31 protein-coding genes, 1 other RNA gene and 1 riboswitch are annotated in these 26,246 nt (G+C 42.0%); of the genes, 8 read left to right on the top strand and 24 right to left on the bottom strand.

Going from position 1 to position 26,246, the window contains the following annotated elements; all coding sequences use genetic code 11:
* The first annotated feature begins 123 nt into the window (after positions 1–123).
* Positions 124–1,272: a diglucosyl diacylglycerol synthase gene (locus tag BTW01_RS09165; protein WP_162102681.1), complete on the top strand. Its 1,149-nt coding sequence runs from the start codon at positions 124–126 to the stop codon at positions 1,270–1,272.
* A gap of 245 nt (positions 1,273–1,517) precedes the next feature.
* Entirely contained in the window at positions 1,518–1,718 is a 201-nt protein-coding gene (cspD, locus tag BTW01_RS09160; RefSeq protein WP_003230776.1) for a cold-shock protein CspD, read from the top strand.
* 51 nt (positions 1,719–1,769) lie between these two features.
* Here the strand turns inward: cspD and degR are convergent, their stop codons facing one another.
* Complete coding sequence (gene degR / locus BTW01_RS09155) at positions 1,770–1,952, bottom strand: transcriptional regulator DegR (protein ID WP_162102680.1); 183 nt, start codon at positions 1,950–1,952, stop codon at positions 1,770–1,772.
* Positions 1,953–2,109: 157 nt separating this feature from the next.
* Here degR and BTW01_RS09150 point away from each other — a divergent pair, with 157 nt between their 5' ends.
* On the top strand, positions 2,110–2,379 hold the full coding sequence (locus BTW01_RS09150; protein ID WP_162102679.1) for a DUF2564 family protein: 270 nt from the start codon (positions 2,110–2,112) through the stop codon (positions 2,377–2,379).
* Between the two features lie 28 nt (positions 2,380–2,407).
* On the opposite strand, the gene BTW01_RS09145 is transcribed toward BTW01_RS09150, so the two are convergent.
* The gene (locus tag BTW01_RS09145) at positions 2,408–2,590 is read right to left on the bottom strand and encodes a zinc-finger domain-containing protein (protein ID WP_162102678.1); all 183 of its coding nucleotides are present in this window, start codon (positions 2,588–2,590) and stop codon (positions 2,408–2,410) included.
* A complete protein-coding gene (locus BTW01_RS09140; RefSeq protein WP_162102677.1) occupies positions 2,583–3,263 on the bottom strand; it encodes a ribonuclease H family protein in 681 nt (226 codons plus the stop codon). The genes BTW01_RS09145 and BTW01_RS09140 overlap by 8 nt, the downstream gene beginning before the upstream one ends.
* Before the next feature lie 87 nt (positions 3,264–3,350).
* Between BTW01_RS09140 and BTW01_RS09135 the strand changes: the two genes are divergently transcribed.
* From BTW01_RS09135 to sspL, 3 genes are read left to right on the top strand one after another with little or no spacing between them, the layout of a single operon-like run.
* Positions 3,351–4,040, top strand: a complete 690-nt coding sequence (locus BTW01_RS09135) for a queuosine precursor transporter (protein ID WP_162102676.1) — start codon at positions 3,351–3,353, stop codon at positions 4,038–4,040.
* On the top strand, positions 4,040–4,438 hold the full coding sequence (locus BTW01_RS09130; protein WP_162102675.1) for a reverse transcriptase-like protein: 399 nt from the start codon (positions 4,040–4,042) through the stop codon (positions 4,436–4,438). The genes BTW01_RS09135 and BTW01_RS09130 overlap by 1 nt, the downstream gene beginning before the upstream one ends.
* Before the next feature lie 39 nt (positions 4,439–4,477).
* On the top strand, positions 4,478–4,606 hold the full coding sequence (gene sspL, locus BTW01_RS09125) for a small, acid-soluble spore protein L (RefSeq protein WP_162102674.1): 129 nt from the start codon (positions 4,478–4,480) through the stop codon (positions 4,604–4,606).
* A gap of 7 nt (positions 4,607–4,613) precedes the next feature.
* Here sspL and exnP read toward each other — a convergent pair whose 3' ends face one another.
* The 12 genes from exnP to BTW01_RS09065 form a co-directional block, all read right to left on the bottom strand.
* Positions 4,614–5,504: a 5'-3' exonuclease ExnP gene (gene exnP, locus BTW01_RS09120; RefSeq protein ID WP_162102673.1), complete on the bottom strand. Its 891-nt coding sequence runs from the start codon at positions 5,502–5,504 to the stop codon at positions 4,614–4,616.
* Positions 5,505–5,603: 99 nt separating this feature from the next.
* Complete coding sequence (locus tag BTW01_RS09115; RefSeq protein ID WP_072557089.1) at positions 5,604–5,750, bottom strand: hypothetical protein; 147 nt, start codon at positions 5,748–5,750, stop codon at positions 5,604–5,606.
* Between the two features lie 74 nt (positions 5,751–5,824).
* A complete protein-coding gene (locus BTW01_RS09110) occupies positions 5,825–6,082 on the bottom strand; it encodes a YpbS family protein (RefSeq protein ID WP_162102672.1) in 258 nt (85 codons plus the stop codon).
* Between the two features lie 64 nt (positions 6,083–6,146).
* Positions 6,147–9,728: a dynamin family protein gene (locus BTW01_RS09105; protein WP_162102671.1), complete on the bottom strand. Its 3,582-nt coding sequence runs from the start codon at positions 9,726–9,728 to the stop codon at positions 6,147–6,149.
* Positions 9,729–9,899: 171 nt separating this feature from the next.
* On the bottom strand, positions 9,900–9,992 hold the full coding sequence (gene fbpC / locus BTW01_RS09100; RefSeq protein WP_162102670.1) for a Fur-regulated basic protein FbpC: 93 nt from the start codon (positions 9,990–9,992) through the stop codon (positions 9,900–9,902).
* Positions 9,993–10,062: 70 nt separating this feature from the next.
* The gene (locus BTW01_RS09095; RefSeq protein ID WP_162102669.1) at positions 10,063–10,569 is read right to left on the bottom strand and encodes an isoprenylcysteine carboxyl methyltransferase family protein; all 507 of its coding nucleotides are present in this window, start codon (positions 10,567–10,569) and stop codon (positions 10,063–10,065) included.
* Positions 10,570–10,572: 3 nt separating this feature from the next.
* The gene (locus BTW01_RS09090; protein WP_238391403.1) at positions 10,573–11,670 is read right to left on the bottom strand and encodes a type III polyketide synthase; all 1,098 of its coding nucleotides are present in this window, start codon (positions 11,668–11,670) and stop codon (positions 10,573–10,575) included.
* Positions 11,671–11,743: 73 nt separating this feature from the next.
* Positions 11,744–13,060: a xanthine permease PbuX gene (pbuX, locus tag BTW01_RS09085; RefSeq protein ID WP_162102668.1), complete on the bottom strand. Its 1,317-nt coding sequence runs from the start codon at positions 13,058–13,060 to the stop codon at positions 11,744–11,746.
* On the bottom strand, positions 13,057–13,641 hold the full coding sequence (xpt, locus tag BTW01_RS09080) for a xanthine phosphoribosyltransferase (protein ID WP_162102667.1): 585 nt from the start codon (positions 13,639–13,641) through the stop codon (positions 13,057–13,059). Before xpt ends, pbuX begins: the two co-directional genes overlap by 4 nt.
* A gap of 90 nt (positions 13,642–13,731) precedes the next feature.
* A riboswitch (purine riboswitch) is annotated at positions 13,732–13,831 on the bottom strand.
* 132 nt (positions 13,832–13,963) lie between these two features.
* On the bottom strand, positions 13,964–15,469 hold the full coding sequence (gene ypwA, locus BTW01_RS09075; RefSeq protein WP_162102666.1) for a carboxypeptidase: 1,506 nt from the start codon (positions 15,467–15,469) through the stop codon (positions 13,964–13,966).
* A 260-nt stretch (positions 15,470–15,729) separates the two neighbouring features.
* Positions 15,730–17,655, bottom strand: a complete 1,926-nt coding sequence (locus tag BTW01_RS09070; RefSeq protein WP_162102665.1) for an ATP-dependent DNA helicase — start codon at positions 17,653–17,655, stop codon at positions 15,730–15,732.
* Between the two features lie 105 nt (positions 17,656–17,760).
* Complete coding sequence (locus BTW01_RS09065) at positions 17,761–17,952, bottom strand: hypothetical protein (protein ID WP_162102664.1); 192 nt, start codon at positions 17,950–17,952, stop codon at positions 17,761–17,763.
* Between the two features lie 162 nt (positions 17,953–18,114).
* Here BTW01_RS09065 and BTW01_RS09060 point away from each other — a divergent pair, with 162 nt between their 5' ends.
* On the top strand, positions 18,115–18,267 hold the full coding sequence (locus tag BTW01_RS09060) for a YpzG family protein (RefSeq protein ID WP_162102663.1): 153 nt from the start codon (positions 18,115–18,117) through the stop codon (positions 18,265–18,267).
* Positions 18,268–18,318: 51 nt separating this feature from the next.
* Here the strand turns inward: BTW01_RS09060 and BTW01_RS09055 are convergent, their stop codons facing one another.
* From BTW01_RS09055 to BTW01_RS09015, 9 genes are all read right to left on the bottom strand, one after another.
* A complete protein-coding gene (locus BTW01_RS09055) occupies positions 18,319–19,476 on the bottom strand; it encodes a THUMP domain-containing class I SAM-dependent RNA methyltransferase (protein ID WP_162102662.1) in 1,158 nt (385 codons plus the stop codon).
* 100 nt (positions 19,477–19,576) lie between these two features.
* Positions 19,577–19,960, bottom strand: an RNA gene (gene rnpB, locus BTW01_RS09050) — RNase P RNA component class B.
* 64 nt (positions 19,961–20,024) lie between these two features.
* Positions 20,025–20,321 (bottom strand): cell division regulator GpsB, encoded by a 297-nt coding sequence (gene gpsB / locus BTW01_RS09045; protein ID WP_003225629.1) that lies wholly within the window; start codon positions 20,319–20,321, stop codon positions 20,025–20,027.
* Between the two features lie 77 nt (positions 20,322–20,398).
* Positions 20,399–20,944 carry a DUF1273 domain-containing protein gene (locus tag BTW01_RS09040; RefSeq protein ID WP_162102661.1) on the bottom strand — a complete coding sequence of 182 codons (546 nt, stop codon included), beginning with the start codon at positions 20,942–20,944 and terminating at the stop codon, positions 20,399–20,401.
* 89 nt (positions 20,945–21,033) lie between these two features.
* Positions 21,034–21,258, bottom strand: coding sequence for a spore coat protein CotD (cotD, locus tag BTW01_RS09035; RefSeq protein WP_162102660.1), 225 nt, complete (start codon positions 21,256–21,258; stop codon positions 21,034–21,036).
* Between the two features lie 83 nt (positions 21,259–21,341).
* Positions 21,342–21,470, bottom strand: coding sequence for a hypothetical protein (locus BTW01_RS09030; protein WP_003230707.1), 129 nt, complete (start codon positions 21,468–21,470; stop codon positions 21,342–21,344).
* Between the two features lie 100 nt (positions 21,471–21,570).
* Positions 21,571–22,812, bottom strand: a complete 1,242-nt coding sequence (locus tag BTW01_RS09025; RefSeq protein ID WP_162102659.1) for a ribonuclease H-like domain-containing protein — start codon at positions 22,810–22,812, stop codon at positions 21,571–21,573.
* A gap of 15 nt (positions 22,813–22,827) precedes the next feature.
* Positions 22,828–25,077: an ATP-dependent helicase MrfA gene (gene mrfA, locus BTW01_RS09020; protein WP_162102658.1), complete on the bottom strand. Its 2,250-nt coding sequence runs from the start codon at positions 25,075–25,077 to the stop codon at positions 22,828–22,830.
* A 105-nt stretch (positions 25,078–25,182) separates the two neighbouring features.
* Complete coding sequence (locus BTW01_RS09015) at positions 25,183–25,686, bottom strand: PTS sugar transporter subunit IIA (RefSeq protein WP_162102657.1); 504 nt, start codon at positions 25,684–25,686, stop codon at positions 25,183–25,185.
* Positions 25,687–25,823: 137 nt separating this feature from the next.
* On the opposite strand from BTW01_RS09015, the gene BTW01_RS09010 reads away from it, so the two are divergent.
* On the top strand, positions 25,824–26,243 hold the full coding sequence (locus tag BTW01_RS09010; protein ID WP_162102656.1) for an Hsp20/alpha crystallin family protein: 420 nt from the start codon (positions 25,824–25,826) through the stop codon (positions 26,241–26,243).
* The last annotated feature ends 3 nt before the right edge of the window (positions 26,244–26,246 follow it).

Raw genomic sequence — 26,246 nt, 5'->3', positions numbered from 1 at the left:
CTAGCTTAATTTTTTACTGCATTACTAATTTGATTATGTATTTGTGTTATGTTTATGTATAGACATTAACTCCTTACGATGCATGAAGCTTGCTTGTTGTTGATTACATTGAGGTGAATTTACTTGAATACCAATAAAAGAATATTAATTTTGACTGCAAATTACGGAAATGGACATATGCAGGTAGCCAAAACGCTTTATGAGCAATGTGTACGGCTCGGCTTTCAGCATGTTACAGTTTCTAATTTGTACCAAGAGTCAAATCCGATTGTTTCAGAGGTAACTCAATACCTTTATTTAAAAAGCTTCTCAATCGGGAAACAGTTTTATCGTTTGTTTTATTACGGAGTTGACAAAATCTATAATAAACGCAAATTCAATATTTATTTCAAAATGGGAAATAAACGATTGGGCGAGCTTGTTGATAAACATCAGCCCGATATTATTATTAATACATTTCCGATGATCGTCGTGCCGGAATACAGACGCCGAACAGGGAGAGTCATTCCTACCTTTAACGTTATGACTGATTTTTGCCTTCACAAAATCTGGGTTCACGAAAACGTGGATAAATATTATGTGGCAACAGATTATGTAAAGGAAAAACTGTTGGAGATCGGCACTCATCCAAGCAACGTAAAAATTACCGGAATTCCTATCAGGCCCCAATTTGAAGAATCCATGCCGGTGGAACCGATATATAAAAAGTACAATCTTACACCGAACAAAAAAGTGCTTTTGATCATGGCAGGTGCCCACGGTGTATTAAAAAACGTAAAAGAGCTGTGTGAAAACCTTGTTAAAGATGATCATGTGCAAGTGGTTGTTGTGTGCGGAAAAAACACGGCTTTGAAAGAATCTTTAAGTGTGCTTGAATCAGAAAACAGTGACAAATTAAAAGTTCTCGGCTATGTGGAGCGCATTGATGAGCTGTTTCGAATCACAGATTGCATGATTACAAAACCCGGAGGCATTACTTTGACAGAAGCAACTGCCATCGGTGTGCCCGTCATTCTGTACAAACCCGTGCCTGGCCAGGAAAAAGAAAATGCAAACTTCTTTGAGGATCGAGGAGCTGCGATCGTCGTGAATCGTCATGAAGAGATTCTCGAGTCAGTCACTTCCCTTCTTGCAGATGAAGATACTTTACGTCGCATGAAGAAAAACATTAAGGCTCTTCACTTAACCAACTCTTCCGAAGTGATTTTAGAGGATATTCTGAAGGAATCTGAAATGATGACAGATAAACAAAAAGCCAAAGCATTATCTTAATCAATATTCTGGAGAGCATACGAAAATCGTGTGCTCTTTTTTTATTTATATTCATCCATTAATAATAACGGTTACACTTCTTTTTCGAAATGTGCCTTCTTTTGAAAAATAAGCAGTTTCACAACTTGACGCATGTTTTCATATGGTGTATAGTTGAACCATCATTTAACAATAAATCACCGTTAAATGATGACAAAAAATTTTTTTAGCACTCATGTGCTACAGTACTAGGAGGAATTAGCAATATGCAAAACGGTAAAGTAAAATGGTTCAACAACGAAAAAGGATTCGGCTTCATTGAAGTTGAAGGCGGAGACGATGTATTTGTTCACTTCACAGCTATCGAAGGAGACGGATACAAATCATTAGAAGAAGGACAAGAAGTTTCTTTTGAAATTGTCGAAGGTAATCGTGGACCTCAAGCTTCTAATGTTGTAAAACTCTAAACTCAATACATGATGATGAGATGACAAATATAGGAGAGGCAAATGCCTCTCCTATTTGATTTTCATCTGGATTTCAATCGCCAAAATATTTTGTTTGCACCTCTGCTCAATGTCTTCAATATGTTTTTCCATTGACGGCTTCCCTTTTTTCGCGATATCCGCCAGTTCTTCTAAATCATTGTATATTTCTACAAACGTTTTGTGAAGGATCGACTTCAAGTCTTTATCATCCATATAACTGCGTTCCCCTTCTCTGCCAAGATACCTCAAATAGTAAAACAGTCCTATTTTTTGTGGTTCAATAGTTATATCGGCTTATTTTTATTTTATTTTCTATTTTGGTGCATAAATTTCAAAAAATCTCTGCAAAATAAGTGCGGAGGTGTTTTTTATGACTTCAGAATTTCATAATGAGGATCAAATTGGCTTTACTGATAAACGGCAGCTGGAACTGGCGGTGGAAACAGCGCAGAAAACGACAGGAGCTGCGACGCGAGGGCGAAGCACAACATTAGTTGATGCCGCATACCAAGCCATTGAGGATGCAAGAGAACTATCGCAATCTGAAGAGCTGACAGCTCTGGATGATTCTGAATTTGTCCAACAGCAGCAACAGCTTCTGGATGACAGTCAGCATCAGCTTGATGAGTTCAAACAATAAAAAACCGCAGCTTCTGCGGTTTTTTTGTTTAGTGATTGGTTAAAACATCGCCGTAGGCTCTCAGCTTTTCACCAACCGTACATTTATTAATACAAAATGAATGCGCATAGGTTTTGCCAAATTCTTTGCGGAACTGCTTCTTGATAAAACAGTCCTTGCAATATTCATCGTGCAATTCTGTCAGTTCTTTAAAGATCATTTTCTTATCCAATATCGTCATCTCCGTTACGGTCTAATGTCGTGTGGCTTTCCACGAATTGATGGGATAGAATTTTTTTAGCGAGTCCATCAGCTTCCTGGTTGTTTTTCCGCTGTATGGTTTCGTAGGTTGGAGTAAGCTTCAGCGATTCAAGGAGTGCTTCTATTTTGTCCAGCCATTCATTATGAGACGGGTCATAGCAAGGCCAGCTGCCATCAAGCTGATTCAGCACAACAAGCGAGTCCCCTTTGATCGTAATTGAATTTCTGCTTGCCCCAAGCTCTCTTACTTCCCTTATCGCTTCATAAAGCGCCGCGTATTCAGCTTCATTATTGGTTTTCAGCCGGAAACTTTTATTTTTTCGCAAACGATGCCGGATTCCTCCTAATGAATAATAAATGACAATTCCGAGTCCGGCCAGCTCGCTCTCCTTATCGAAGCTGCCGTCAAAATAAACAGTAATGTCATCAGGCTCATGAGCAAGCTCCTCTGTCAACTTTTCCAATTCCTTCAGCGACCAGCTGCCGCCTTTTTCATCTTCAAATTCGAGTTCTTTCATGTATGGAAAACGGCCAAGTTCTCTCGCAAGCATACGGGCCTGCTGTGCTGTCAGCCAGTCTTCTCCCAAAAACGAGACAGATCCCGTTCCTTTTGCTTCTATTTTCATATGCGGTTTGAGCTTCATTGATATCACCTTACCATTCATTTCATTAGTTGCAGGGCTTGTGCTATAATCAAACCAATCTTATCCCGGAAAGGAAGCTTCTTTATTTTGTTTAACAACTTGTTTTGGATCGTTTTTGCGATCATTAATTTTATCATTGTTCTCTTGTTTTATAAAGGATTTGGCAAAATGGGACTGTTTGTTTGGATTGGTTTTGCCACAGTCTGTGCCAACCTTCAAGTGGTCAAAACAGTAGAACTGTTTGGCTTAACAGCAACACTCGGAAATGTGATGTACGGCACAATCTTTTTTGCGACAGATGTGCTGAATGAAAAATACGGACCGGCTGAAGCCAGAAAAGCGGTATGGCTCGGATTCTCAACCCTTCTGACACTGACAGCAGTCATGCAGGGCGTGCTCCTTTTTGAACCGGCCTCCAGCGACATGTCACAAACCGCGCTGGAAACGATTTTCGGCTTCCTTCCACGCGTCGCGTTAGGAAGTCTGCTTGCCTTTATCTTCAGCCAAACACTGGATGTTTATGTATATTCGGCAATCAGAAGGATATTTCCTTCCGATCGGCTTTTATGGCTCAGAAACGGCGGCAGTACAGCAGTCAGCCAGCTGTTGGATACATTTATTTTTACAAGCGTCGCTTTTCTCGGCATTTATCCGCCAAACATTTGGCTTCATATCTTTATTTCAACATATTTGATTAAGTTTGCGGTATCTTTGATTTCATTGCCATATGCCTATACAGCCAAAAAAATGATACCGAATGATGAAAGGAGTTCATAATGCTTGCTGAAATATATGTAGACGGCGCAAGCGCTGGTAATCCCGGGCCTTCCGGTATCGGCATTTTCATTAAACATGAAGGAAAAGCAGAATCTTTCTCTATTCCAGTCGGAATACATACAAACCAGGAAGCTGAATTTCTTGCATTAATTGAAGGAATGAAGCTATGTGCAAAGCGCGGGTATCAATCTGTTTCCTTTCGAACTGATTCAGATATCGTGGAGCGTGCAGCTGAGTTTGAAATGGTTAAAAATAAATTGTTTCAACCATATGTGGAGGAGATCATCCGATTAAAAGCAGGCTTCCCTCTTTTTTTCATCAAATGGATACCAAGCAAGCAAAACCAAAAAGCCGATCTGCTCGCAAAAAACGCGATTTGGATGAATGATAAGAATTAAATCTGGATCATTGGTCATCCTAGTGATGAGGTGACTGACATGAAAAAGAAAAATAAAGGCCGGCTGACCGGCGGTGCAACTCCACAGGGCGACCTGGATGGTAATACACATAATGACCCTAAAACCGAGCTTGAGGAAAGAGCCAAAAAAAGCAATACAAAACGCTAGAGAAGATCTATACGATCTCTCTAGCGTTCAATTTTTCAAGCATACGTTCAATTCCTTTGATTTGATGGCGCCGAAGCATGGCAGCCGCCTGCTCCATTTGCAGAGTAAACAAAGCATCATTCAAGGTGCAGACCAGCGGCACAGAGCAGTGAATTTCCGCAAGCTTCCTCGACATCTCCAAATCGCTCAAACCTTGCTGAATTTTCCCCTGCTGCCCCTTCGGAAGAAGCGAAAGATTTTCTAATAACCGGTCAATCGTTTCGTATTCACGAATCAGTTTATAGGCTGTTTTTTCGCCAATCCCTCTGACGCCAGGATAGTTATCACTGGAATCACCCATAAGCGCTTTAATATCAATTAAGGCCTTCGGCATGACGCCTGTTTCTTCATAAAAAGCCTCTTTTGTATAAACTTTATAATTTCCAATTCCTTTTTGGAGCAAGGCCACGCTCACTTCATCTGTTAACAGCTGAAGCAAATCTCTGTCTCCTGTTACAATCGTGATGTCAGCTTCATTAGCAAACAAAGCGGCAAGTGTTCCGATGCAATCATCCGCTTCATACCCGGCAAATCCAATGTTTATAATACCAAGCTCTGCGGCCGCTTCCTTAGCCATCTCAAACTGCGGGATCAGTTCTTCTGGGGGTGCACTGCGGTTCGCCTTATAATCTTGGAACAGATCATTTCGATACGTTTTGCTTCCCATGTCCCAACAGCAGATGACGTGTGTCGGCTGGAATGTTTCAACTGATGTGATCAAATGCTTTAAAAAACCATTGACACCGTTCGTCGGCACTCCGCTGTCATTTATCATAAAGTTGCGATGCACAGCCGTTGCAAAAAAAGCTCGGAATAAAAGAGCCATGCCGTCAACCAGCAATAGTTTATTTTGATTCATAAATTAACTCCCTTTTCTTTCATTCCTTCTATTTTACCATAAAGCAGCGCAAAATAAAAAACAGCATCTCTCCAATAAGAGATGCTGTTCGACGACAAATCAGTCGCTATGTCTTTTGTTGCTGGCGATCAGCTTTTCAGCTTCGCGTCCTGCGTAAGAGTCAAAATGGGTTTGAAACCCATTTTTCTTTTTGGCATTGTTATTGGCCTGTGCATTTCTGTTTCCCAGCTTTGTTCTGCCCAACATGAATCCCCCCTTACGTCGGATACATATAGTATATGCTTCCCGCAAGAGATTCACTCGCGACAGGATCATCCAGCTTATAGGCTGCCTGCGTATTCTCTGACCATTTCTTTTGACACAAGGCGTCTTGTCGGGACAATGCCTTTTTTGGCGAGCTGATTCATTTGCTCGGTTATTTCATTAATGGCATCTGTCGTAAAAGGCTCATCGTTTTTGCATTTTGAAATCGCTTCTTCAATGGCCATTTCACGCATGTTTTCAAGTCGAACAAATGCTTTGATATGCTCATGCTGTTTTGATGAATGTGCTGAAATTGCTTTATGTACCTCTGACATGAATCGCTCATCTCGCTTTTTTCTATTTAGTCTATCATGACTTGTCAGACACGCCAACTGAATTTTACATTTTTATTGAATGATCTGATCTTTGCCAGGAGATACATGCTCGGTATGCCTTTTCAATCTCCTTCGCCTGTTCCCCCTGCTCATATCCCCTTACATATGTCTCTTTTTGATCCTTTATTTGTTTCATTGCGTTTTCAGCCATCTCTTCCTGCAAGCGGCTGAGATGATCTGTGTAATGAGAAAGGAGGCTTTCCTCTTCATTTTTCACCCAATTCTCTGTGATTTTATTGAGTTTCGTCCGCACAGCTTCGATAAAGGCTGCTTTTCCTTTCTGTTCAAAAAAGTGCTTTGGTGATTTAATCCCTTTTTGTTCCTGCTCAAAGGCATGTGCAGCTATTTCAGGTGCAACTTCCTTCAGTTGAATGCCTTTCGAATGCTGATCATTTGTATAAATGGAAAAATAACCGTCCTCGTTTAATGTTTTTTGAAAGCTTACCAGCCACTCTTCGGCAAGATGCCGTTCAATGAAACCGCTCATGCGGACGTCAAGCGTTTTGATTTCCTGAACATATTCAAACTGATATTCTTGTAAGGCGGCGGCCATCGCCTTACCGACATTGTTTCTCCAATCCCCATTCTGAAGCCCGGGATGAAATGCTGATTTTAATAAATCATTCGCAAAAAAGGATAATCGCTGTGTAATGTGATAAAGCTGTTCTTTTGTATCTTTTTTCACTTTCTCAATGATGGTTTTTGAGTTCTGTCGTTTTTCGATCTCTGCAGCAGCTCGCTCATATGACAAAGTTAAGCGCTGTTTCTGCTCTTCCTTTTCCTCCTTGGACTGAAGCTGAGATTGACGGAGCTGGAAAACAGTTTCGCATAGTTTGTCTGCTTCCGAACTGAGCTGTGCAGCTGACGCTTTTTTTACATCCACTTCGATAAAGCGTTCTAAGTGATTTCTTACTTTCTGAAACTGATTATAAAATGATTCCGTTTTTCCCAGCAGTTCCTCCTTACTTGATACGGTAAAGAGCTGCGGTTTGTGAATCCCTTCTTTTGCAAGCTCTGCGCTGACATAATCAGTCACTGTTTCGAGCTCTGTTTTATCTTTTGCAAGATCTGCTGCATTAATGATGAAAATCATCTTATCTGTGCTGAGCGATTCTTTTACAAGCCCAAGCTTCCGCAAAAACGAACGGTCTCCTTTCGAAAAGGAGTGCTGATAATAGGTCATATAAAAAAATGCATCAGCATCTTTTATATAGTGGAACGCCAGCTCTGTATGCCGTTTGTTCATGCTGCTTGCGCCTGGCGTATCAACGATTGTAATTCCTTTTTCAGTGAGCGGGCATGTATAATAGACCGTCACCTCTTTTACAGCGCAGGCTGTTGCCTCCTCCGCCACATACGGCTTTAATTCAGACAGCGGTATCGTTAATTTCTTTTGTTCCTGTATATATTGCTGATACTTTTCATGTGCGAGCAGGAAGTTGTCGATCAATTTGATATGTTCTTTTTGAAGCCTGCTTTTTTTGACGGCCTTTTCCCACTTTTCGGTGAAAGAGCGGCCTGCGGGTTCTTCTTGTATCCCGGTAAGCTGCATAATGTCTGCCGTTAAATCAGCTTCCGACTTAAACACGACATCAGCTGTTTTATTTAGATGCACTTCGGTTGGTTTTGTGATTTTGTTAATGGTGGCTGTGGTTGGCGTTGGAGAAGACGGCAGTACCTTTTCACCAACAAGTGCATTGGCAAATGACGATTTTCCCGAGCTGAAGCCCCCAAAAAGCGCAAGTGTAAAATTCCGGTCCTCAAGTCTTTTAATCCTTTTCTGAAATGCTGCCGTTTGCTTCGATAACACGCTGTATTCTCCTAAAAGATCAGACAACATGTGAAAGCGTTTGATTTGGTCTTGAAGCCGGTACCCCTGCCCCGTTTTGATTTCTGATTTTTGCATCGGCTGCAGCGTTTTCTGGTCTTGATTTTGTTTCTGCTCTGGAGCTGGCACTGTTTTTTTCTTCGTTTTAAACCAGTCCATGTCTACCTGCTTTGGATTTCCTGGCTTCGTTTCCCACATGGCCCACATGCGATCGGCTTTTTCACGTGCATTATGTTCTAATTGGGCCTGTTCTTGCAGGAGGGCAAGTTTTTCCGATTCCTGAATCAGCCGATCATTAATCATTTGCATGTCTTTGAAAACACGCTCTTTTACCATCTCAGCCAGCGGCTTTATGATGTCTGCCGCTTTTCTTTTCGCTTCTTTGCGGATAAGCTCTGCCAAGTCTTTTGTATATTGCAATACATATTCAGAGGAAAAAGCTGCCCCCTGCTTGACCGCACGTTCAATGATGTCAATTTCAAGCGGAGTGGAATAGGCCTGTATGCGCTGTTCACTTTCAGCGGTATGAACATGGAATGCCTTCGCAAGGTCATGGAGCGTGTCTATCATATGCCAATCCGCTTCAGCCTCTGTCCGTTTTGTCACATCAGAGAAAAAAACATTCCTTCTTCTCTCTCTTTCCTGTGCAGTTTTCGCTTTCGAAAAGAATAAACCTGTTTTAAAAGAAGGCTCTCTTGATTCTAGGTATGCAGCTGCCAGCTCACGCATTTCAAAAGGTGTCAGATTGGCGTTTTTTAAGATGAGATTGATTTCTTCTTTCATCCTGTTTTCTGCACTAGTCGTTTGTTTTGCCGTCTCAGCCAATTGATCACGCAGCGATTGGACCAGTGCCATTTGTGTATCAAGCTGTTCAGCAAAGCTTGGACCGTCTGTTTCGTTTTTCAAAAGCATTTCCGTATGTTCCTTCAGCAGATTGTGGACTTTTTGTTCGGTTAAAGTCTGCAAATTGTTTTTTGATTGCCGCTCTATTCTTTTTAATTCTTTTCGCAGAAGCCGAATCTGATTGAACGGATGGTTTGGTTCTGTCACTGACGTAAAATAGAGCGCTTCCTTCGAAATGCCTTCATTGCAAAGCATCTCCTCTACCTGCACTTTATAGTCTTCAAAGCGAGTCTCCGTCTCGTCATGGCGGTCAATTTGATTTACGATAAAATACACATTGGGAATACTTTCTTTTATCGATCTGAGAAACTTCACATTTTCCTCAGCGTGCACATGATTATAATGAACGACGTAAAACAACGCATCTGCCTGATGGAGAATGGACGCGGCCGACAGAAAATGAGCGTTGTCAGTAGAATCGATCCCAGGGGTGTCAATATACGCTACCCCAGAATCGATCTCAGTATACCGGTCAAAAATTTCAACGCTTTCAATTTGTTCGCCGTCTTTGCAATATTGCTGCACCTTTTCCTTCTGGTAAGATCCCTCCAGCTCAGCATACGCCCCGTCTGTTGTATGAAGCCGAACTCGCTTTTCACCGTTTCTGATCACAACAGTGTTAGTGCTTGTCGGAATCGGACTTGTCGGCAAAATCTCCTCCATTAGGAGGCAGTTCAGCAGTGACGACTTCCCTGCTGAATAATGCCCGGTAAACGCGATATAAATTTCCTCATCATCCGCTTTTTTCATAACTGCTGCCAGTTTAGCCGCCCTTTGGTCGTCTTGATTCTCAATAAGGTGCTTGTAAAGTTCTCCTGTTTTGTGCAAAAGCTGTTTTCTGTTATGTTTTGTCATCAATCTGAACCCCTTTGCGCCGTATCAATTGTGAACCTTTTTTGAAAGATCTGAATATAACCCTTTTTCTCATTTTACACAAGAATGAGCCGAATTTCTTTAAGAGAATAGAAAAAAGCCGCCATTACGGCAGCTTCTGCAAAAATCTGAAAACTTAAATGATTCTTAGATTCATGAAACCGATTTATTAGAGATTCCTTTTAATACAAATCCAATTAACACACTATATGTACAGACCGCCCCAAACAAAAACAGCATTGTCATTTGCTTCACCATCCTGATTGAGAATCTTTTTCATGTTCATTTTAACATGAATGAGAATGATTTTCAATCTCTATTTTATACCGTATTCCTCTAAAGCTTTGTCTTCTGTACGAATTCTCACTGTTAACATTGCGGCATTTAAAATGGAAAACAGACACATCGTAACGTACGCTTGATACAGCAGCGGAATCAATACAATTTCTAAGATGACCACGGTATAGTTTGGGTGCTTCATCCATTTATAAGGGCCTTTTTTCACAAGCTCCGCACCTGGAACGACGAGGATTTTCGTATTCCAATATGACCCTAAGGAACAAAGCGCCCAATAACGTACTGCCTGAACGGTTGTAATAGCAACAGCGATAGCGATCCACCAGCTTGACGGCTGTTTGTTCATCAGCAGCACTTCCGCCATTAATGACAGGAAAAAAAGGATGTGCATGATGATCATATATGGGTAATGGCTCTCCCCGAATTCCATTGCCCCTTGTTGCTTTACCTTTTGTTCATTTTGTCTGGCTACTGCCATTTCAGCTGCTCTTTGCGCAATGAGAATAGCAATTAACAACCAAAACATAAATCAAGCCCCCTTCTCCCAGCTGAATAACAGCAGCTCTGATGAAAACCCAGGTCCTAATGCGCCAATCAGCCCCCGTTCAGCTTCCTTTTTATGTCCGTTTAACAGATGGTCTTTGATGACATACAATATTGTGGCTGAAGACATATTTCCATGTTGTTGCAATATGTATTGAGCTGATGAAAGCTTTTCTGGCGTCAGCTCCAGACTTTGAATGTATGCGTCGATTACTTTTTTTCCGCCTGGATGTGCCAAAAAAACACTGATATCACGACATGTCAGCCAATGTTTTGCCAAAAACTCTTGTACATTTGTTTTGAGCCATTTTTCCACCAAATCCGGAATATCTCTAGAAAAAATGACCTTGAACCCCCGATCGGTAAAATCCCAGCCCATTACATCTTCTGATTGTTTCATCAAAACAGACTGGGAATCTATTACCTTCGGGGCAAGCTTCAATTTCGACACCCTGCGGTCCGCTTTTCCTCCGCATAATAAAGCTGCGGCAATACCATCACCGAAAAGTGAGGTGCCGATCAGATTGCTTTTCGTTTTGTCTTCCGGCTGGAATGTCAGGCTGCACAGCTCAGCAGCAATGACAAGCACGAAAGCCTCGGGATACGCTTTGCAGTATTCTGCTGCGCGCGCGAGTCCGCTGGCTCCGCCTGCACAGCCCAACCCCCAAATTGGAATCCGTTTTGTATATGGAGAAAACGGCAGTTCATTCATGAGACGCGCCTCAATGCTCGGTGTGGAAAGACCCGTGCTGGAGACGAAAAACACAGCATCTACTTTCTCATAAGGAATGGCATCTTCAATAAATGCAGGATGAGAGAGACACTCGCGAACAGCTTCTTTGCTGTGTTTTAGCGTTTCTTCTATGTATATTTGATTTTTTTCTTCAAAGCTGTGACCCTCTTTATACCATTCAATCGGCTTGACAAATTGTCTTGATTGGATTTGCCCATTTTTAAAGGAGGTTAACAGCCTGTCAATATCCTTAAAAGAATGCTGAAACATATAGCGGGCAAACTCAATCGCTTTTTCTTGATTTACATCGTTCATGGGGAGACTTGTTCCGATAGATAAAATAAACGCCATGCAATCACCTCTTTGCATACATTGTGCCGCAACCATCTTTTTTATATACAAAAAAACTCCGCCGCGGCGGAGCTTAGACTGCTGTTTTTTGCTCAATGGCATCAGCGTTTCGTTCTGTTTTTTCAGCTCTAGAAAATACGTTATATACGATATTCAAGATGATAGCAGTAATACTGCCAGCGACAATACCGTTTGTTGTAAGGAGTGTTAAGGCACTAGGAAGCTGCTTGAAAATATCCGGTACAACTGTCACACCGAGGCCCAGACCGACTGAACAGGCAACAATCAGCAGATTTTCCTGTTTTGCAAAGTCAATGCGGCTAAGCATTTTGATTCCGTAAGCGATCACCATTCCAAACATCGCCACCATCGCACCGCCCAAAACAGCAGATGGAATAATGGTCGTAAAAGCAGCGATCTTTGGAAACAGCCCAAATGCCATTAAGATGATACCCGTGACCACAATAACGGCATTTTTTTTGATTCCTGTCAGCTGCACGAGCCCGACATTTTGAGAGAATGCAGTGTATGGAAAAGCGTTAAATATACCGCCCAAAAGCACAGCCAGTCCTTCAGCGCGATAGCCTTTAGACAAATCTTTCTCTGTCAGACGGCGGTTCGTCAGGTCACCTAAGGCAAAGTAAACACCCGTTGATTCTACAAGGCTGACAATGGCAACGATGGACATCGTGATAATAGGTGCTGCGTGAAAAGACGGCATGCCGAAGTAAAACGGCTGAATCATTTGTACGGCTGCAGCATCCGAAACGTTATCAAACTGAACTTTTCCCATAAAATAAGCGATGAACGTCCCGATTAAAATACCGATTAAAATGGAGATGGATTTGATAAAACCTTTTGAGAAACGATATAGAAGCACAATGATACTCAATACGACAAAGGCGAGAACAAGATTGGAAAGCTCTCCGAAATCAGCACTTCCTTCACCGCCGGCCATGTTATTCATCGCTACCGGCATAAGGGTAATACCGATAATCGTAACAACTGAGCCTGTCACGACCGGCGGAAAAAACGATGCTAGCTTTCCAAAGAAAAACGAAATCAGAATAACGAGAATACCTGACGCGATGATGCTTCCGTAAACCGCTGAAACCCCGTACTCAGCTCCTATCGCAATCATCGGCGATACTGCTGTAAATGTACAGCCAAGCACTACCGGAAGCCCGATCCCGAAAAATCGGTTGCTCCACACTTGCAGAAGTGTAGCCACGCCGCACATAAAAATATCAATCGACACTAAGTAGGTCAGCTGTTCGACAGTCAGGCCCATCGCTTTTCCGACAATCAGAGGAACGACAATGGCACCGGCGTACATGGCGAGCACATGCTGTATACCTAAAGACAGCGTTTTGCCGAATCCGTTTTTCATGCATGAACCTCCTGTACGAATGATACTTTTCCTTCTGCTAAAGATTGAATTCTTGCCAAAGATTCCACCCGATAACCAAGGTTTATCAGTTCTTCTCTTCCGGGCTGAAATGACTTTTCAATGACAATGCCAAGTCCTGCAATAGAAGCCCCCGCTTGTTTCACAATCGAAACGAGCCCATGCGCCGCTTGTCCATTTGCCAAAAAATCATCGATAATCAGCACATGATCCTGATCCGACAGATGGGTTCCTGAGACTGCGATTTGACTTTCGGTCTGCTTTGTAAAGGAATAAACAGATGCTGTCAGCAAGTTGTCGGTGAGTGTTAATGATTTATGTTTTCTCGCAAAGACAACAGGCACTCCCAGCTTCAAACCCGTCATCACAGCAGGAGCGATTCCGGACGATTCGATTGTCACAATTTTGGTAATGTTATCTTTTGCAAATCTGGCCGCAAGTTCGTCTCCGATTTTCTGCATAAGCAGCGGATCAATTTGGTGATTCAAAAACGAATCCACTTTCAATACTTGATCGGATAATACGAAGCCTTCTTCTTCAATTTTCCGTTTTAATGCTTCCATCCTGCCTTACCTCCATTATGAGAATAAAAAAAGCATTGCCCGCTCAAATAAAGAGCAAGCAATGCTGATAGAACAAAAAACCGTACATGTGCGGTCTCATTGCTCACTCATAGTCGGACATTTACGGTGCCCGGTAGAAACTTGCATGCCATATCCATGCGATTATATGAGTGTTCCTATGATGTTGTACTAAATTATATCAAGATTTTCGTCCCGTGCATAGATAAAAAAACAAAATACCCGAACTTTACTTTTATTTCATTGATAATCATTCGTGTTTTCCGCATAAAAAAGCCTGACGGCTATACCGACAGGCTTTTGATTATGACAGATAGAGATTCGAGTACTTATTTGACAAATAGTCAATCAAATAGCGTACATTCAGCTCTTCCCCTGTTGCATCTTTAATAATATCTAACGGCTTTTTCCGTTTTCCATGAATATGCACCTTTTCTGTCAGCCATTGTTTAATCGGATGAAAGTCTCCTCTTTCCAAGAGAGTGTCAAACTCCGGCAGATCCTCGAGCATTTTTTGTTTCAGCTGAGCCGCATACATGTAACCGAGCGCATAGGATGGGAAGTAGCCAAAATCTCCGCCTGCCCAATGGACGTCCTGTAAAATCCCCTCTGCGTCCGTCTGCGGTGTAATCCCCAAATAATCTTCGTATTTTTGATTCCAAAGCGCGGGCAGTTCTTCCACAGACACTTCATTGCTGAAAATCGCTTTTTCAATTTCATATCGGATAATAATATGAAGAGGATATGTTAATTCATCCGCTTCAACTCTAATAAATGAAGGTTTTGATTCATTGATGGCCCGGACAAAATCATCCAGGGAGATGGCCTTGAACTGTTCCGGCGATGCTTCTTGAATCTTCTTATAGTACGACGTCCAAAAATGCTTGTTGCGACCGATAAAATTCTCGTAAAACAATGATTGAGATTCATGGATTCCCATTGATGCGCCGTCTGACAAATTCGTGCCGCTCAGCGCTTCGTCAATATTTTGCTCATATACTGCGTGACCGCACTCATGGATGGTGCCAAAGATCGCTGTGCGGAAATCTTTTTCATCATATCTCGTTGTGACCCGAACGTCTCCGCGGTTCATTGTAGTAGCAAACGGATGAACCGTTTCATCAAGCCGTCCGCCATCAAAATCGTAGCCAAGCTCCTGTAAAAAATACAGACTGAGCTCTTTTTGCTTTTCTTTCGGGAACACTTTTGCAATAAAGCTTGTATCCGGCTTATTCCCAGAAGCTGTTACCTTCTTAACAAGAGGGATAATCGCTTCCTTGAGATCGGAGAACAGCTGATCAAGCACCTTTACCGTGACACCTGGCTCAAATAAATCAAGCAATGCATCATAAGGATGCTCTTGATAGCCCCAATATGTAATAAAACGTTTATTGAATTCAATCAGCTGCTCTAAATAAGGGGAAAACAAGCTGAAATCAGATTTTCCTTTCGCTTCTTCCCACGCGGTTTCTGCCTTTGAACATAAAATCACATATTCCTTGTATTCAGCCTCAGGGATTTTTTTATTCTCTTCATACTCTTTTTTTGCAAGCTCCACTGCCTTTTTCGTATCTTCAGCCAGGTCATCAAATCGTTCATACAGAGCATCGATCAGCTCCTTCATCCGATCTGATGTTTGAATATTGAAGATATCTGTCGAAAGCTGACCAATGCTTTCGGCCCGATCCTCTGAGCCGTTTTTTGGCGCACCTGTTCTGGAGTCCCAGTGCATTAATGCAACCGCTTCGCTATAATGTGAGATTCTTTTTAAAAGATCAAAAAATTCCTTTTCATATGTATGTATCTCCATATCTATTCCCTCCCTATTCTAGCCGTTCCATTACAGGCTAATGGAAGGGAATATGAAAGTCAAATGGTTTGGATAAGGGGCCGAATTTCAGCGGCAGCCATCTTTGTTCAGCTGCTGTTCATTTGATTGTTTAGGAATTGGTGTTTTCGGCTTTTCCATTCATCTAAATTATTTCCAACAAGATAACAATTAGCGTCTTTCACAATATATCCGCTGATAAATGAAAAAAGCTGACGAACACAGCCGTCAGCTTTTTCCTCTTACATCATATGCGGTTCAACAGGCAGGACCTTTTTGACTTCATCAATGATGCGTTCCTTTTCTCCGGCAGCGTAGATGTGAATCGAGCCGCTGTCTTGACTCGAACGAATGAGGCGTCCGATGCCCTGCCGTACGCGTAATAACATATATGGCAGATCAACTTCTTCGAACGGATCCTTTTTCGTCCCGTTTCGTTTCGCTGTAAATACTGGATCATGCGGCGGAAACGGCAATGACCAAATGGTAACATTCTTCAATGCGTCACCAGGAATATCGAGCCCTTCCCATAAGTGAACAGAACAAAGCACTGTTTCCTCTTCCTCTTGGAATTTCTCCACTAAGCTGCTGATTTCCTCGTCACCTTCAAAGAAAATCGGATACGGCAGCTCCCAAGCCGCCGAGAGCTGCTTAAACTCGTTTAATTCCTCAAAAGATGGGAAAAGCACCAGCGTCCGGCCTTTATACCGTTTGATCGTTTCAATCGTTTCAGCCATTTTTTGTTCAGCAGCCATATCTGTTTTGGCATATAGATTAACCGTCATTTGCTCATCATAATCATAAGGTGAATCAACAGTTAATGACAAATAATCACGAATCCCGAGACTGTCGGCAATGTAATCAAACGAACCGCCTTCTGACAGCGTAGCAGAAGAAAAAATATAAGGAATTTTCTTAGAAAATACTTTTTCGCCGAGCACTTCCGCAACCGTTCTCGGCATTACAACAAAGGTAGATTCCGCTTCCTTTTTCTCCAGCCAGCTGATCGCATCCTTTTGGTATAGAGATAATGAATATGCCATTTGTTCAACATATTCCTCTACAACTGACAGCTCGTATTGATCAATCGTGTACATCTCAGACTCGAACACAAGCGCATCTCCGATTTTATCAAGCAAACGGTACAGCTCGTCTGCCGCTTTTTTGACACGCTGCTCATTTTTTATGTCTAAGCGGTGTGAACCGGCTATTTCCTTTGATTCTTCAGAAAGCACATAAAAAAATTCATCGTTCGCAGCAAGTGCATCTTCAATCAGTTCAGCAAACTCTTCTCTGATGTCATTTTGAAGCAAACGTTCTAAAAACAACTCAAGCGTAGACTGCTTCACTCTGTAGGTTAACGCTTTTTGCGCAGCGAATTCCAACAGATGCCCTTCATCAAATACAACTGCACTATGATCAGGCAAAAGCGGCAGCTGGCCCTCTCGTTTGCGTGACTCTTCTGTCCACACATGCTCCATATAAAAATCATGAGAACAAATGATCAAATCCGTTGATTTACGGTAATAATCTCTGGAAAGCGTTAAGCCGCATCTATGTCTCATATCACAAGTCAGGCAATCCTGAAATGAATCGTAGTTTACTTCAGACCACTCTTCATTCGATAGGTTTGCGTACTGCTTACGGTCACCGTACGGATAGAATCGCTGCATCGCCTGTGATTCATGGACAAATGACGGTAAGGACTCATAAAGATCAAGCCATTTATCATCATCAGACCGCTGCATCGTTTTTTCAAGCTTCTTCAAGCATAAATATTGCTCATGTGACTTCGATAGCCTTGTATCAATTTTCAGATCCAAATGCTCAGCCAGCTTTGAAATATCGCCCTCTTTTTTCACAAGCTGTTCGATTAATGTTTCATCAGCACAAGCGATAATGGCAGGTTTGCCGACATATCTTGCATAGCTGATCGCGAAAAGAAGATAAACCAGCGTTTTCCCCGTTCCCACTCCAGCCTCGGCGAACATGACTTTTTTCTCTTTAAACGCCCGCTCCAGCTGAAAAGCCATAAATACTTGCTCATCCCGAAGGTCAAATCCTTTTTCGGGAAGAATATCGTAAAACACGTCACCAATCCAATTGTTCAATTCTTCATAAAAATTCTTTGTTTTCGTTAAAGAAAAAGGCAAACGTGATGTTGTCACCCAACTCCAACCCCTAACTATTCGGCATTCAGACCATCTATAATATCATTTCCTGATAATGAATACAATAAAAAAACTTGGCAATGCCAAGTTTTTTGTTGCAGCTTACTTTCGATTGATCACATGCGATGATAAAAATGGATGGTCTGTTGAGTAAATATGTTCCATCGCTTTTTCTAAATCATTTTGCGCATGCGATATCACAGACGGAGACAAATCAGCCTCGAGCTCATTCAGCTCGTTTGCCGTTGTGTCCAGCGCCCTTTGAATGCGATTAAAATGTTCGCTGTTCAACATGAGATCACCTCTTACGGAAATAATCATCATTGTATGCGAATGTTTCAATTTATATACATGCTATCTGCATGTTATCACCGAAATGTGCACAAACTACATTTGATATTCCGTATCCGGATTATCCGTCTTATCAACAATATTCTATCAGGGAGTGATGTTGACATGAGTTATAGAAATCGATTAGATCAGCATTCTGAACTGTTTCACCACAATTGGACGCGGCCTAAACGTTCTAAGTCTCAAGTAAACGGTCACACTGGAATGTCCCAAACCAACATTATTTTAAGAAGCAACGCGAAAGCGCACCGTTGGTAACGATAGAATATGGCTGAAAGATGAAAGAAGACGCTTTAGCGCGTCTTCTTTTTATGCGTTTTCAGTTTTTTTGCGCTGCGGTCTTACTTTTGACCAGTATTGATAATAATCCGTTTTAATAAAGCCGTTAAAAAGCTTTCGTTTCTTCGTCGCTTTTCTGCCGTATACTTCCTCAAAATTCTCATTTGATGTCAGCATATACACAGACCAAGTATCAAGTGGTTCGAACGCCTGTCCCATTTCTTTATACATCTGCTCAACGGCCTTTTTCTCGCCGAGACGCTCTCCGTATGGCGGATTACCAACAATCACGCCAAAATCGAGACTTGTCGTGAAGTCTTTGACTTGCATCTGCTTAAATTGGATTAAATCCCCTAAGCCTGCTTCCTCTGCATTTTCTTTTGCGATTTGAACCATACGGTGGTCTATATCGCTAGCAAAAATCGTAAGCGGTTGGTCATAGTTCGCCTTTTCTTCGACTTCAAGCCGCGCTTTGTCCCACAGGTCTTTACCGATCCATTCCCAATCCTCTGAGGCAAAATCACGGTTAAATCCCGGGGCGATGTTTTGACCGATGAGTGCAGCTTCAATCGCGATCGTTCCGGAACCGCAGAAAGGATCGGCAAACGGACGGTCAGGGGTCCAATTGGTTAATTGCACTAAAGCGGCAGCAAGTGTTTCTTTTATCGGAGCACCGCCCTGATCAACACGGTATCCGCGTTTGTGAAGGCCTGTCCCGGATGAATCCAGCGTAATAACCGCCTGATCTTTTAATAAAGAAACTTCCACCTTATACTCGGCACCTGTTTCTTCAATCCAATCGTTGGCTTTATCAGACTGCAGCTTAAGCTTTTCAACAATCGCTTTTTTGACGATTCGCTGACAGTCAGGCACACTTGCAAGTGTTGATTTCACAGATTTCCCAATAACAGGAAATTTACCGTTTTCAGGTATAAATGAGCGCCAGTTAATCGCTTTCGTTTTTTCAAACAGTTCATCGAATGTTTTCGCTTTAAAAGAAGCTATCTGAACCTTTATGCGGTCGGCTGTTCTAAGCCAAAGGTTTGCACGGCAAATGGCAAACGCATCACCTTCAAAAATAACTTTTCCGTTATCGACCTTACATTCGTACCCTAAATCTCGTACTTCCTTTGCAACAACAGCTTCAATGCCCATCGGCGCCGTTGCAATTAGTGTATACTTCGTCATCGTATCACCCTGTCTTTTAAAACTTTTCTCTTTTCAAGATAAAAGCTCTCCTTATACGGGAGAGCTTGTTTTCATCATTTAAAATGTAAGTGGTTTAACGTTCTGTAAGCCATGTTTTGTTCCGTCGTACTGCAAATGGCTCATCACCTCGTACTCGGGCGGCAATCATCTATCTACAGAAAGCATTCTGTCCTTCTCTCCGTTGAATTCCGTTAAGAAGGTTCCCCTACCAAAATTTGGGTTTCTCGCTCGAGGGGTTTACCGCGTTCCACTCTCACCATTTCTAGTGAGACTTCGTCACTGTGGCACTTTTCAAGGATACTCAGCCATATCCAAAGGACGTAGGCTTTTTTCCTGCCGTCAGCCTTTCAAAGGCTGCCCTAGCTTATGACTTCGCTAGGCACGAACACTACGGGCATCTCAGCACCGTGCGAGCATGGACTTTCCTCTACAGATTCAAGATCTGCAGCGATTACCCGAACGTTAAGAACATGAATTATTATATAACAACTGATTGCAATTTACAAGCACCATTTTTTCAAGTGCGATCAATCATAAAGCTTACTGCCAAAAACGTGTTTTTCTAAGTTGGACAACCGTTTTAAAATATCAAAGTTCGTTGTGTTAGATTGCACAGGCTGTTTTTTGCTGGCTTCTTCAAGCTGTTTTTTCAGTTGCAGATTTTCCTGCTGCAGTTCTTCGATTTCTTGATGGAAGGTTTCATAATCCTTAATGATCATATCTAAAAATTTGTCAACGTCTTCTTGCTTGTAGCCTCTAACGCCTGTTTTAAATTCTTTTTCCAAAATTTCTTTCGCAGAAAGCTTTACTTTATCAGCAAGCATCTTTTTCACCTCGTATCGTGAATCATCACATATATTTTTTCAGAAATCTGCACGCTTGTCAAATTTCTCTTTCTTTGTTATGAGTAGCTGTCTTCCTCTACTGTCACTCTTAAGTCATCCATTGTGATAAAGTAAATAGGATAGCCATCCTGTTCGCGCCGCTTTTCTGCTGTCTCAAGCATATACTTTGGGGATCCTTCCATTTCTAAATCATATAACAGCATGAGCGCATCGGATTTCTCAATAAAGAACTGGTTTTTTTGCCTAAACTGAAGCGGGCTTTCATAAGGCCTGTGAGTCAGGCTTTCTTCATAGTCAGCCTGTGCTAAAACAGCTTCATATAGCTCTTTATTAGGATCTTTCCAGTTCTTTTCTTGATCGTAAAAAGGGGTAATGACAGCTACCTTCAAATCAGGATATTCTTCCTGCAGATCATATGCAGCTTCAGCCGCCCACAGTTCTACTCCAAGCTGGCCCGAGATTAAAATCCATTCTAAACCTTCATCTAAAAATCCAATCAGCCGATTTTTAATCGTTTTTTTTATGTAGTACAATGCCTTATCATCCTGCTTAAAAATCCCTAATTCAAATGGTTTATATCCTGTAATTGCCAATACCTTCATATTTTCACCTACTTTTAAAAAATGGGGTCCCCTGCGGGGCCCCATTTTTATCGTTGCGTGTTACACCAATCAGCCTGCACGATTCAATACTAGTCGCAGCAAGGTTTTCCTGCCTGAAAATGCTGATGTGTTGTCGGATCAAAGCTAGAATAAGTGTGTGGATAGTAGTGAACATGCTCAAAATGCTGGTGATTTACATTTGTCGTATGCTGTGGATGAATATGCGGCACGATCGTATTTGAAAACGTATGGTGTTCACAGCAATGAGTAGGATGGACAATCGGCGCCATCATGTGCGGTCTGCAGTGATGCATGATGAAATCCCCTTTCCATAAACTTTATTACAATACTAAGCTATGAAAATGAAAGGGTACATGTTCTGATGCAAAGACCTATTTTAAAAGTGTGCAATTAAGCTGTCTTTAAAGTTTGAAAACACAAAAGCAATCAAAAAAACCACAACAAAGAACAAGTAAAAAACACCCTTATACATACCAACTCTCCCTTTAAAAATAACTAACGTTATTTTACAGGATTCGCCGCTATTCTACAACAAATTCAATGCGTATTCAGCAAAAAAAATCGTTGCCGAAACAAGTCGTCTTTTGCGCTTTCCCGGGGAATATTCAAGAGGAATATTTCCTCTTCAGCCGAGCGATTCTCACATGCAGTTTTTCTGTTTCTTTTTCTGATAAAAATGCCGCATCGCTCAGTAATGATTCTGTTATATGCAAAGCTTTACCGAACGCTTTTGTCTTATGCTCTAAATATTTTGCAAGTTCTATCACAGCAGCATATCTGCACTTCTGGTTTTGAGAGCGGGACAGTTTTTCCCAAAGCGGCACTGCTTCTTCAAACCGGTCTTGTTTCTTGTACAGGAGCGATAGATCGAGCAGCGCTTTGTCTTGATCCTCAAACGACTGTTCTTTAAGCCTTTCCAGCTGTTTGACCGCTTGATTCGTTTCTTTATGGGCCAAAAACCATTTCGCCATGGCATAAGCTTCCCGGTGCTCTTGTGGCGAATGTGATTCAGAAAGGATTTTTTTAGACATATGAATATACAATGAAATGAGCGATAGTACATCCATTTCATTATGATGCAGGACACCTTTTAAAAGGTCAGGCTCTTGCGCTTTGATAAAATGAAAGTAAAGCATTGGCGCCAAGTAGCCCGGTGTATCTTCTTCCCTCTGAATGCCAAGCTCCTCTTTTTCAACTGTTCCAAGTGATACGCGGTCCATTTTGTGTTTCCACAGACGCCTTGCTCCATGCAGAAGGTCAAAATGGCCAAACTCCGGGAGCTTTGGAAGTCTGTCACGAATCAATGTGTGCCTTGTTTTTACTTGCGGCCAATCAAAGGCTTTTCCGTTGTAGGTCACAAGTGATGTAATATCAACCTCGCTTAAAAAGCTTTGATACAAGGCAACTTCATTCCCGGGTTTAGGCAAAAGATGCTGTTTGACTATTACTCTGTCTTCGTATACTCTCGCATGACCAAGTAAAAAAATTGTATTTCCAGCTCCGCCTCCAAGGCCAGTTGTCTCTGTATCAAAGAAAAAGAGGCTGTTTTTGTTATACCCTTTTGCTGACAGCGTATGTGACAGGCTGCTTTGATTCCACAGGTCGATCACTTCATCAAGCTCAGAAAAACTGTATAATCCATGGCAATGAGAAAGCGGATATTCTACCTCTCTGATGAGGCAGTATTCATCCTCGAAGAAAAAAGGCGTCATGCCAAAAGCCTCCCACTCTTCTAAAAACGGGATTTCAGCGATATTGTTTTCTTGTTTGCCTGCTTCTGTTTTATGTTCTCCATCGCCGAGCACCATATGCTTTTTCATTCGCTGGAGTTTCCCTTTTAATGACATATCCTACCTCTCTCCTCACGACATTTGATCCAACAGCTGCAAAATTCTTTCCTTTGCTTTTATCCCTTCTATTTCGGTACCTATACAAGATGGACAGCCATCATCACAAGGACATTGTTTAATGAGCTGTTTCGCCGCTTCATTAATATCTGAAAAACGTTTGAAAACTTCCTCCGCTAAACCGATTCCGCCCGGATAATGATCGTATAAAAAGATCGTCGGCAATCCGGTATGAGCTGCTTTGATTTGTGACACGACGTGAACATCATTGCGGTCGCACATAATATACACAGGGACAATATGCTGCAGCACATTTGAGATGCCGAGAAGCAGCTGTTCCAGCGTCTTTTCCCCGATATCTTCGTCTGCTGTTTTCATTTCGAGCCATGCGGCACTTGTATGCAGTTCCTCTTCCGGCAAATGAATCGGACCGGACCCGATGTTTTCAAAAGTGGTCATTTTTATTTTTTTAAAAATAGTCGGCAGGGCATTGACAGTTACGTCACCGTAATTCAATGACAGACGGCTTTTTTCTTTCGTTTTATCAATTTCCAATACCTTTAGCTGTACTGCCAGGTTGGCATCCGTATAATATTCGACATCGACTTTTCTGACATAAGCTTTTTTATGGTCCCAGTCAAGCTTCTCTACCTGATATTGAACGCCTTCATGCAAATAGATCGCTTCATCATGCAAAAGCGTCATCGCGCTAAAACGATCCATTTCACCGATGATCCTTACGTTCGCAATATCAGACTGATCAACGATAACAACATTTTCCTGTGAGGCCGAACGCAGGCTGATATTTGAAGCGGGAAACGATTCACTTGCCCAGTGATATTGTTCGCCGTTTCGGTGAAGAACAGACTCTTCCTGAAGATACTCAAGAATATCACTTACATCCATCGGACCGAATTCTTCATCAGCTCTAAAGGGAAGCTCATAAGCCGCACACTTTAAGTGGTCTACCAAAATGATTAAATTCTCCGGATTGATTCTTGCAGATTCCGGCGAACGCTCAAAGAAATATTGGGGATGCCGCACGATATATTGATCGATCGGCGTTGAATTGGCAACCATGATAATCAAAGACTCACCGTGTCTTCTGCCAGCTCGTCCCGCCTGCTGCCATGCACTGGCTACACTTCCAGGATAACCCGTCATCACACATACTTGGAGCTGGCCGATGTCAACGCCTAACTCTAAGGCATTCGTACTGACCACTCCCAAAATCTCGCCTTCTCTCAAACCTCTTTCGATTTCTCTTCGCTCTTTCGGAAGATAACCTCCCCGATAACCTCTAATTGACTTTGTCCCAAGCTCTTTTTTCACAAGCTCCTGAATGTGGCTTAAGATAATTTCCACCCGGACTCTGCTTCTGGCAAAAATAATCGTCTGCACTTTGTTTTTCAAAAATTCTTTCGCCAGTTCGTTTACTTCTGCTGTTGCGCTTCTTCTAATATTCAAAGGCTTGTTCACAATTGGCGGATTATAAAATACAAAATGCTTCCGTCCGGTCGGGGCACCATTATCATTGACCAGCCGCATAGGGCTGTCCGTCAGCTGTTCTCCCAATTCCTTCGGGTTGGCAATTGTTGCGGACGTGCAAATAAAAACCGGATCACTTCCATAAAATCGGCAAATCCGTTTCAGCCTCCGGATCACATTCGCCACATGGCTCCCGAATACACCGCGATATGTATGAAGCTCATCAATGACGATATACTTAAGGTTTTCAAACAAACTGACCCATTTCGTATGATGCGGAAGAATGGCAGAATGCAGCATATCGGGATTTGTAATGACAATATGGCCTGCTTTTCTCACCTTTTGTCTGATTGCAGGAGGCGTATCCCCGTCATATGTAAAGCTTTTAATATCAATGTCCATTTCATCAATGATTTCATTTAGCTCGCTCTTCTGATCTTGTGCCAGCGCTTTAGTCGGGAATAAATATAGCGCCCGATTTGTTTCGTCTTGGGCGATAGACTGCAGGACTGGGAGGTTATAGCATAACGTTTTTCCTGATGCGGTCGGCGTCACAGTAACGATGTTTTCTCCTTTTTGCACATGTTGAAAAGCGGAAAATTGGTGGGTATATAGTGCATCAATGCCTCTTTTTGAAAGGGCTGCTTTTATTCTCTCATCTATACTTTCAGGCATCGGCCTTGTTTTTGCTTCACGAGGCTCTATTTCATGCCAATTCACAACATTTTCATTTCCTTTTAACTCAGAAATGAGCTCAGTCAGTGATTTCTTTTTCATTCTTTACACCTCTTTGTCAAGTACAGTTTACCGAATATTTGTTTGTATGGCTAGGTGCAAATTTTATACAGTCGAACAAAAAAAGCAAGGCATATGCCCTGCTTATTACGCTTTTATTGTGAGGAGCTTTGTTTTACCTTTATGGGCAGCCTTTTCGTCTGCCGGCACAAGAGATCCTACAGCTTCACCATTCATGATTACAATGGGAATGACTGTGCTGCTCGCTTTTTCTTTTATTAACTCCAAATCACACGTAATCAGCGGATCACCGACCTTCACTTTGTCCCCTTCTTTTAAGTGGGCAGTAAATCCTTCTCCGTTCATATTAACCGTTTCCAGGCCAACATGGATTAACAGTTCTATTCCTGAGCGTGTCCGAATGCCAACTGCATGTTTGGTGTGGAAAATCTGGATCACTTCACCTTCCACAGGTGAGACGATTTCGCCGTTTGAGGGTTCTACCGCTATGCCTTCTCCCATCATTTTCTGTGAAAAAACAGGGTCCGGCACATCTGTCAAGTTCATGACCGTCCCGTCTGCCGGAGAATAAATAACCTCTTCTGTTACTTTTTCCTGAGTTTTTCCCATTCCGAATAATTTTTTCAGCAATGTGTTTTCTCCCTTCTCATTCGCTTCAACCGTTATCCCTTCATTCCCCCCTATTTAACCACACTTTCAATTTTGCTTCAATTTATAACAACATCTGGCATTGACGCATAACCTGATAAAAAAAGGCGGTGGCAGATTTGGAATTTCATGATGACAAAAAGAATGAACTGCAAAAGAAAGAAGAAATGATCACAGAGGCAATTGACTCTCTTTTTCAATCTTCAGCATTCGGCAACCTATTAAACGGGTTTCAAAACCTGATCAACTCGAGTTTAGAGGATGTGCAGACAACCATAGATCTGAGGGAAAGAGAGACCGGACTGTATGTCGATATCACCATTCCGGCGACGTTTCGGGATGGTGATATCGTCGTTGATGTAAAATCAAGATATCTGCATGTAACACTTCAAGAGAAACAAAAACAGCATAATGAGGCCACTTTTACAAGCATGACAAGAACGGTTCAGCTGCCTTATGAAGTACACCAAGAAGATATGGAAACATCTTGGGATGAGCAGACGATGACGCTTTTCTTTCCAAAAAAGAAGCATGAATGAGTA

It is taken from the genome of Bacillus sp. SKDU12, from assembly GCF_010093085.1.
Classification (GTDB): domain Bacteria; phylum Bacillota; class Bacilli; order Bacillales; family Bacillaceae; genus Bacillus; species Bacillus mexicanus.
This window is presented reverse-complemented; position numbering and strand designations above follow the sequence as displayed.

What these genes read in the sequence shown, in the direction of transcription:
- cspD (WP_003230776.1), top strand. Translation starts at nt 1,518, where the DNA reads ATGCAAAACGGTAAAGTAAAATGGTTCAACAACGAAAAAGGATTCGGC.
- degR (WP_162102680.1), bottom strand. Translation starts at nt 1,952, where the DNA reads ATGGATGATAAAGACTTGAAGTCGATCCTTCACAAAACGTTTGTAGAA.
- BTW01_RS09150 (WP_162102679.1), top strand. Translation starts at nt 2,110, where the DNA reads ATGACTTCAGAATTTCATAATGAGGATCAAATTGGCTTTACTGATAAA.
- BTW01_RS09140 (WP_162102677.1), bottom strand. Translation starts at nt 3,263, where the DNA reads ATGAAGCTCAAACCGCATATGAAAATAGAAGCAAAAGGAACGGGATCT.
- BTW01_RS09130 (WP_162102675.1), top strand. Translation starts at nt 4,040, where the DNA reads ATGCTTGCTGAAATATATGTAGACGGCGCAAGCGCTGGTAATCCCGGG.
- sspL (WP_162102674.1), top strand. Translation starts at nt 4,478, where the DNA reads ATGAAAAAGAAAAATAAAGGCCGGCTGACCGGCGGTGCAACTCCACAG.
- exnP (WP_162102673.1), bottom strand. Translation starts at nt 5,504, where the DNA reads ATGAATCAAAATAAACTATTGCTGGTTGACGGCATGGCTCTTTTATTC.
- BTW01_RS09115 (WP_072557089.1), bottom strand. Translation starts at nt 5,750, where the DNA reads ATGTTGGGCAGAACAAAGCTGGGAAACAGAAATGCACAGGCCAATAAC.
- BTW01_RS09110 (WP_162102672.1), bottom strand. Translation starts at nt 6,082, where the DNA reads ATGTCAGAGGTACATAAAGCAATTTCAGCACATTCATCAAAACAGCAT.
- BTW01_RS09105 (WP_162102671.1), bottom strand. Translation starts at nt 9,728, where the DNA reads ATGACAAAACATAACAGAAAACAGCTTTTGCACAAAACAGGAGAACTT.
- fbpC (WP_162102670.1), bottom strand. Translation starts at nt 9,992, where the DNA reads ATGACAATGCTGTTTTTGTTTGGGGCGGTCTGTACATATAGTGTGTTA.
- BTW01_RS09095 (WP_162102669.1), bottom strand. Translation starts at nt 10,569, where the DNA reads ATGTTTTGGTTGTTAATTGCTATTCTCATTGCGCAAAGAGCAGCTGAA.
- BTW01_RS09090 (WP_238391403.1), bottom strand. Translation starts at nt 11,670, where the DNA reads ATGGCGTTTATTTTATCTATCGGAACAAGTCTCCCCATGAACGATGTA.
- pbuX (WP_162102668.1), bottom strand. Translation starts at nt 13,060, where the DNA reads ATGAAAAACGGATTCGGCAAAACGCTGTCTTTAGGTATACAGCATGTG.
- xpt (WP_162102667.1), bottom strand. Translation starts at nt 13,641, where the DNA reads ATGGAAGCATTAAAACGGAAAATTGAAGAAGAAGGCTTCGTATTATCC.
- ypwA (WP_162102666.1), bottom strand. Translation starts at nt 15,469, where the DNA reads ATGGAGATACATACATATGAAAAGGAATTTTTTGATCTTTTAAAAAGA.
- BTW01_RS09065 (WP_162102664.1), bottom strand. Translation starts at nt 17,952, where the DNA reads ATGTTGAACAGCGAACATTTTAATCGCATTCAAAGGGCGCTGGACACA.
- BTW01_RS09060 (WP_162102663.1), top strand. Translation starts at nt 18,115, where the DNA reads ATGAGTTATAGAAATCGATTAGATCAGCATTCTGAACTGTTTCACCAC.
- BTW01_RS09055 (WP_162102662.1), bottom strand. Translation starts at nt 19,476, where the DNA reads ATGACGAAGTATACACTAATTGCAACGGCGCCGATGGGCATTGAAGCT.
- gpsB (WP_003225629.1), bottom strand. Translation starts at nt 20,321, where the DNA reads ATGCTTGCTGATAAAGTAAAGCTTTCTGCGAAAGAAATTTTGGAAAAA.
- BTW01_RS09040 (WP_162102661.1), bottom strand. Translation starts at nt 20,944, where the DNA reads ATGAAGGTATTGGCAATTACAGGATATAAACCATTTGAATTAGGGATT.
- cotD (WP_162102660.1), bottom strand. Translation starts at nt 21,258, where the DNA reads ATGCATCACTGCAGACCGCACATGATGGCGCCGATTGTCCATCCTACT.
- BTW01_RS09025 (WP_162102659.1), bottom strand. Translation starts at nt 22,812, where the DNA reads ATGTCATTAAAAGGGAAACTCCAGCGAATGAAAAAGCATATGGTGCTC.
- mrfA (WP_162102658.1), bottom strand. Translation starts at nt 25,077, where the DNA reads ATGAAAAAGAAATCACTGACTGAGCTCATTTCTGAGTTAAAAGGAAAT.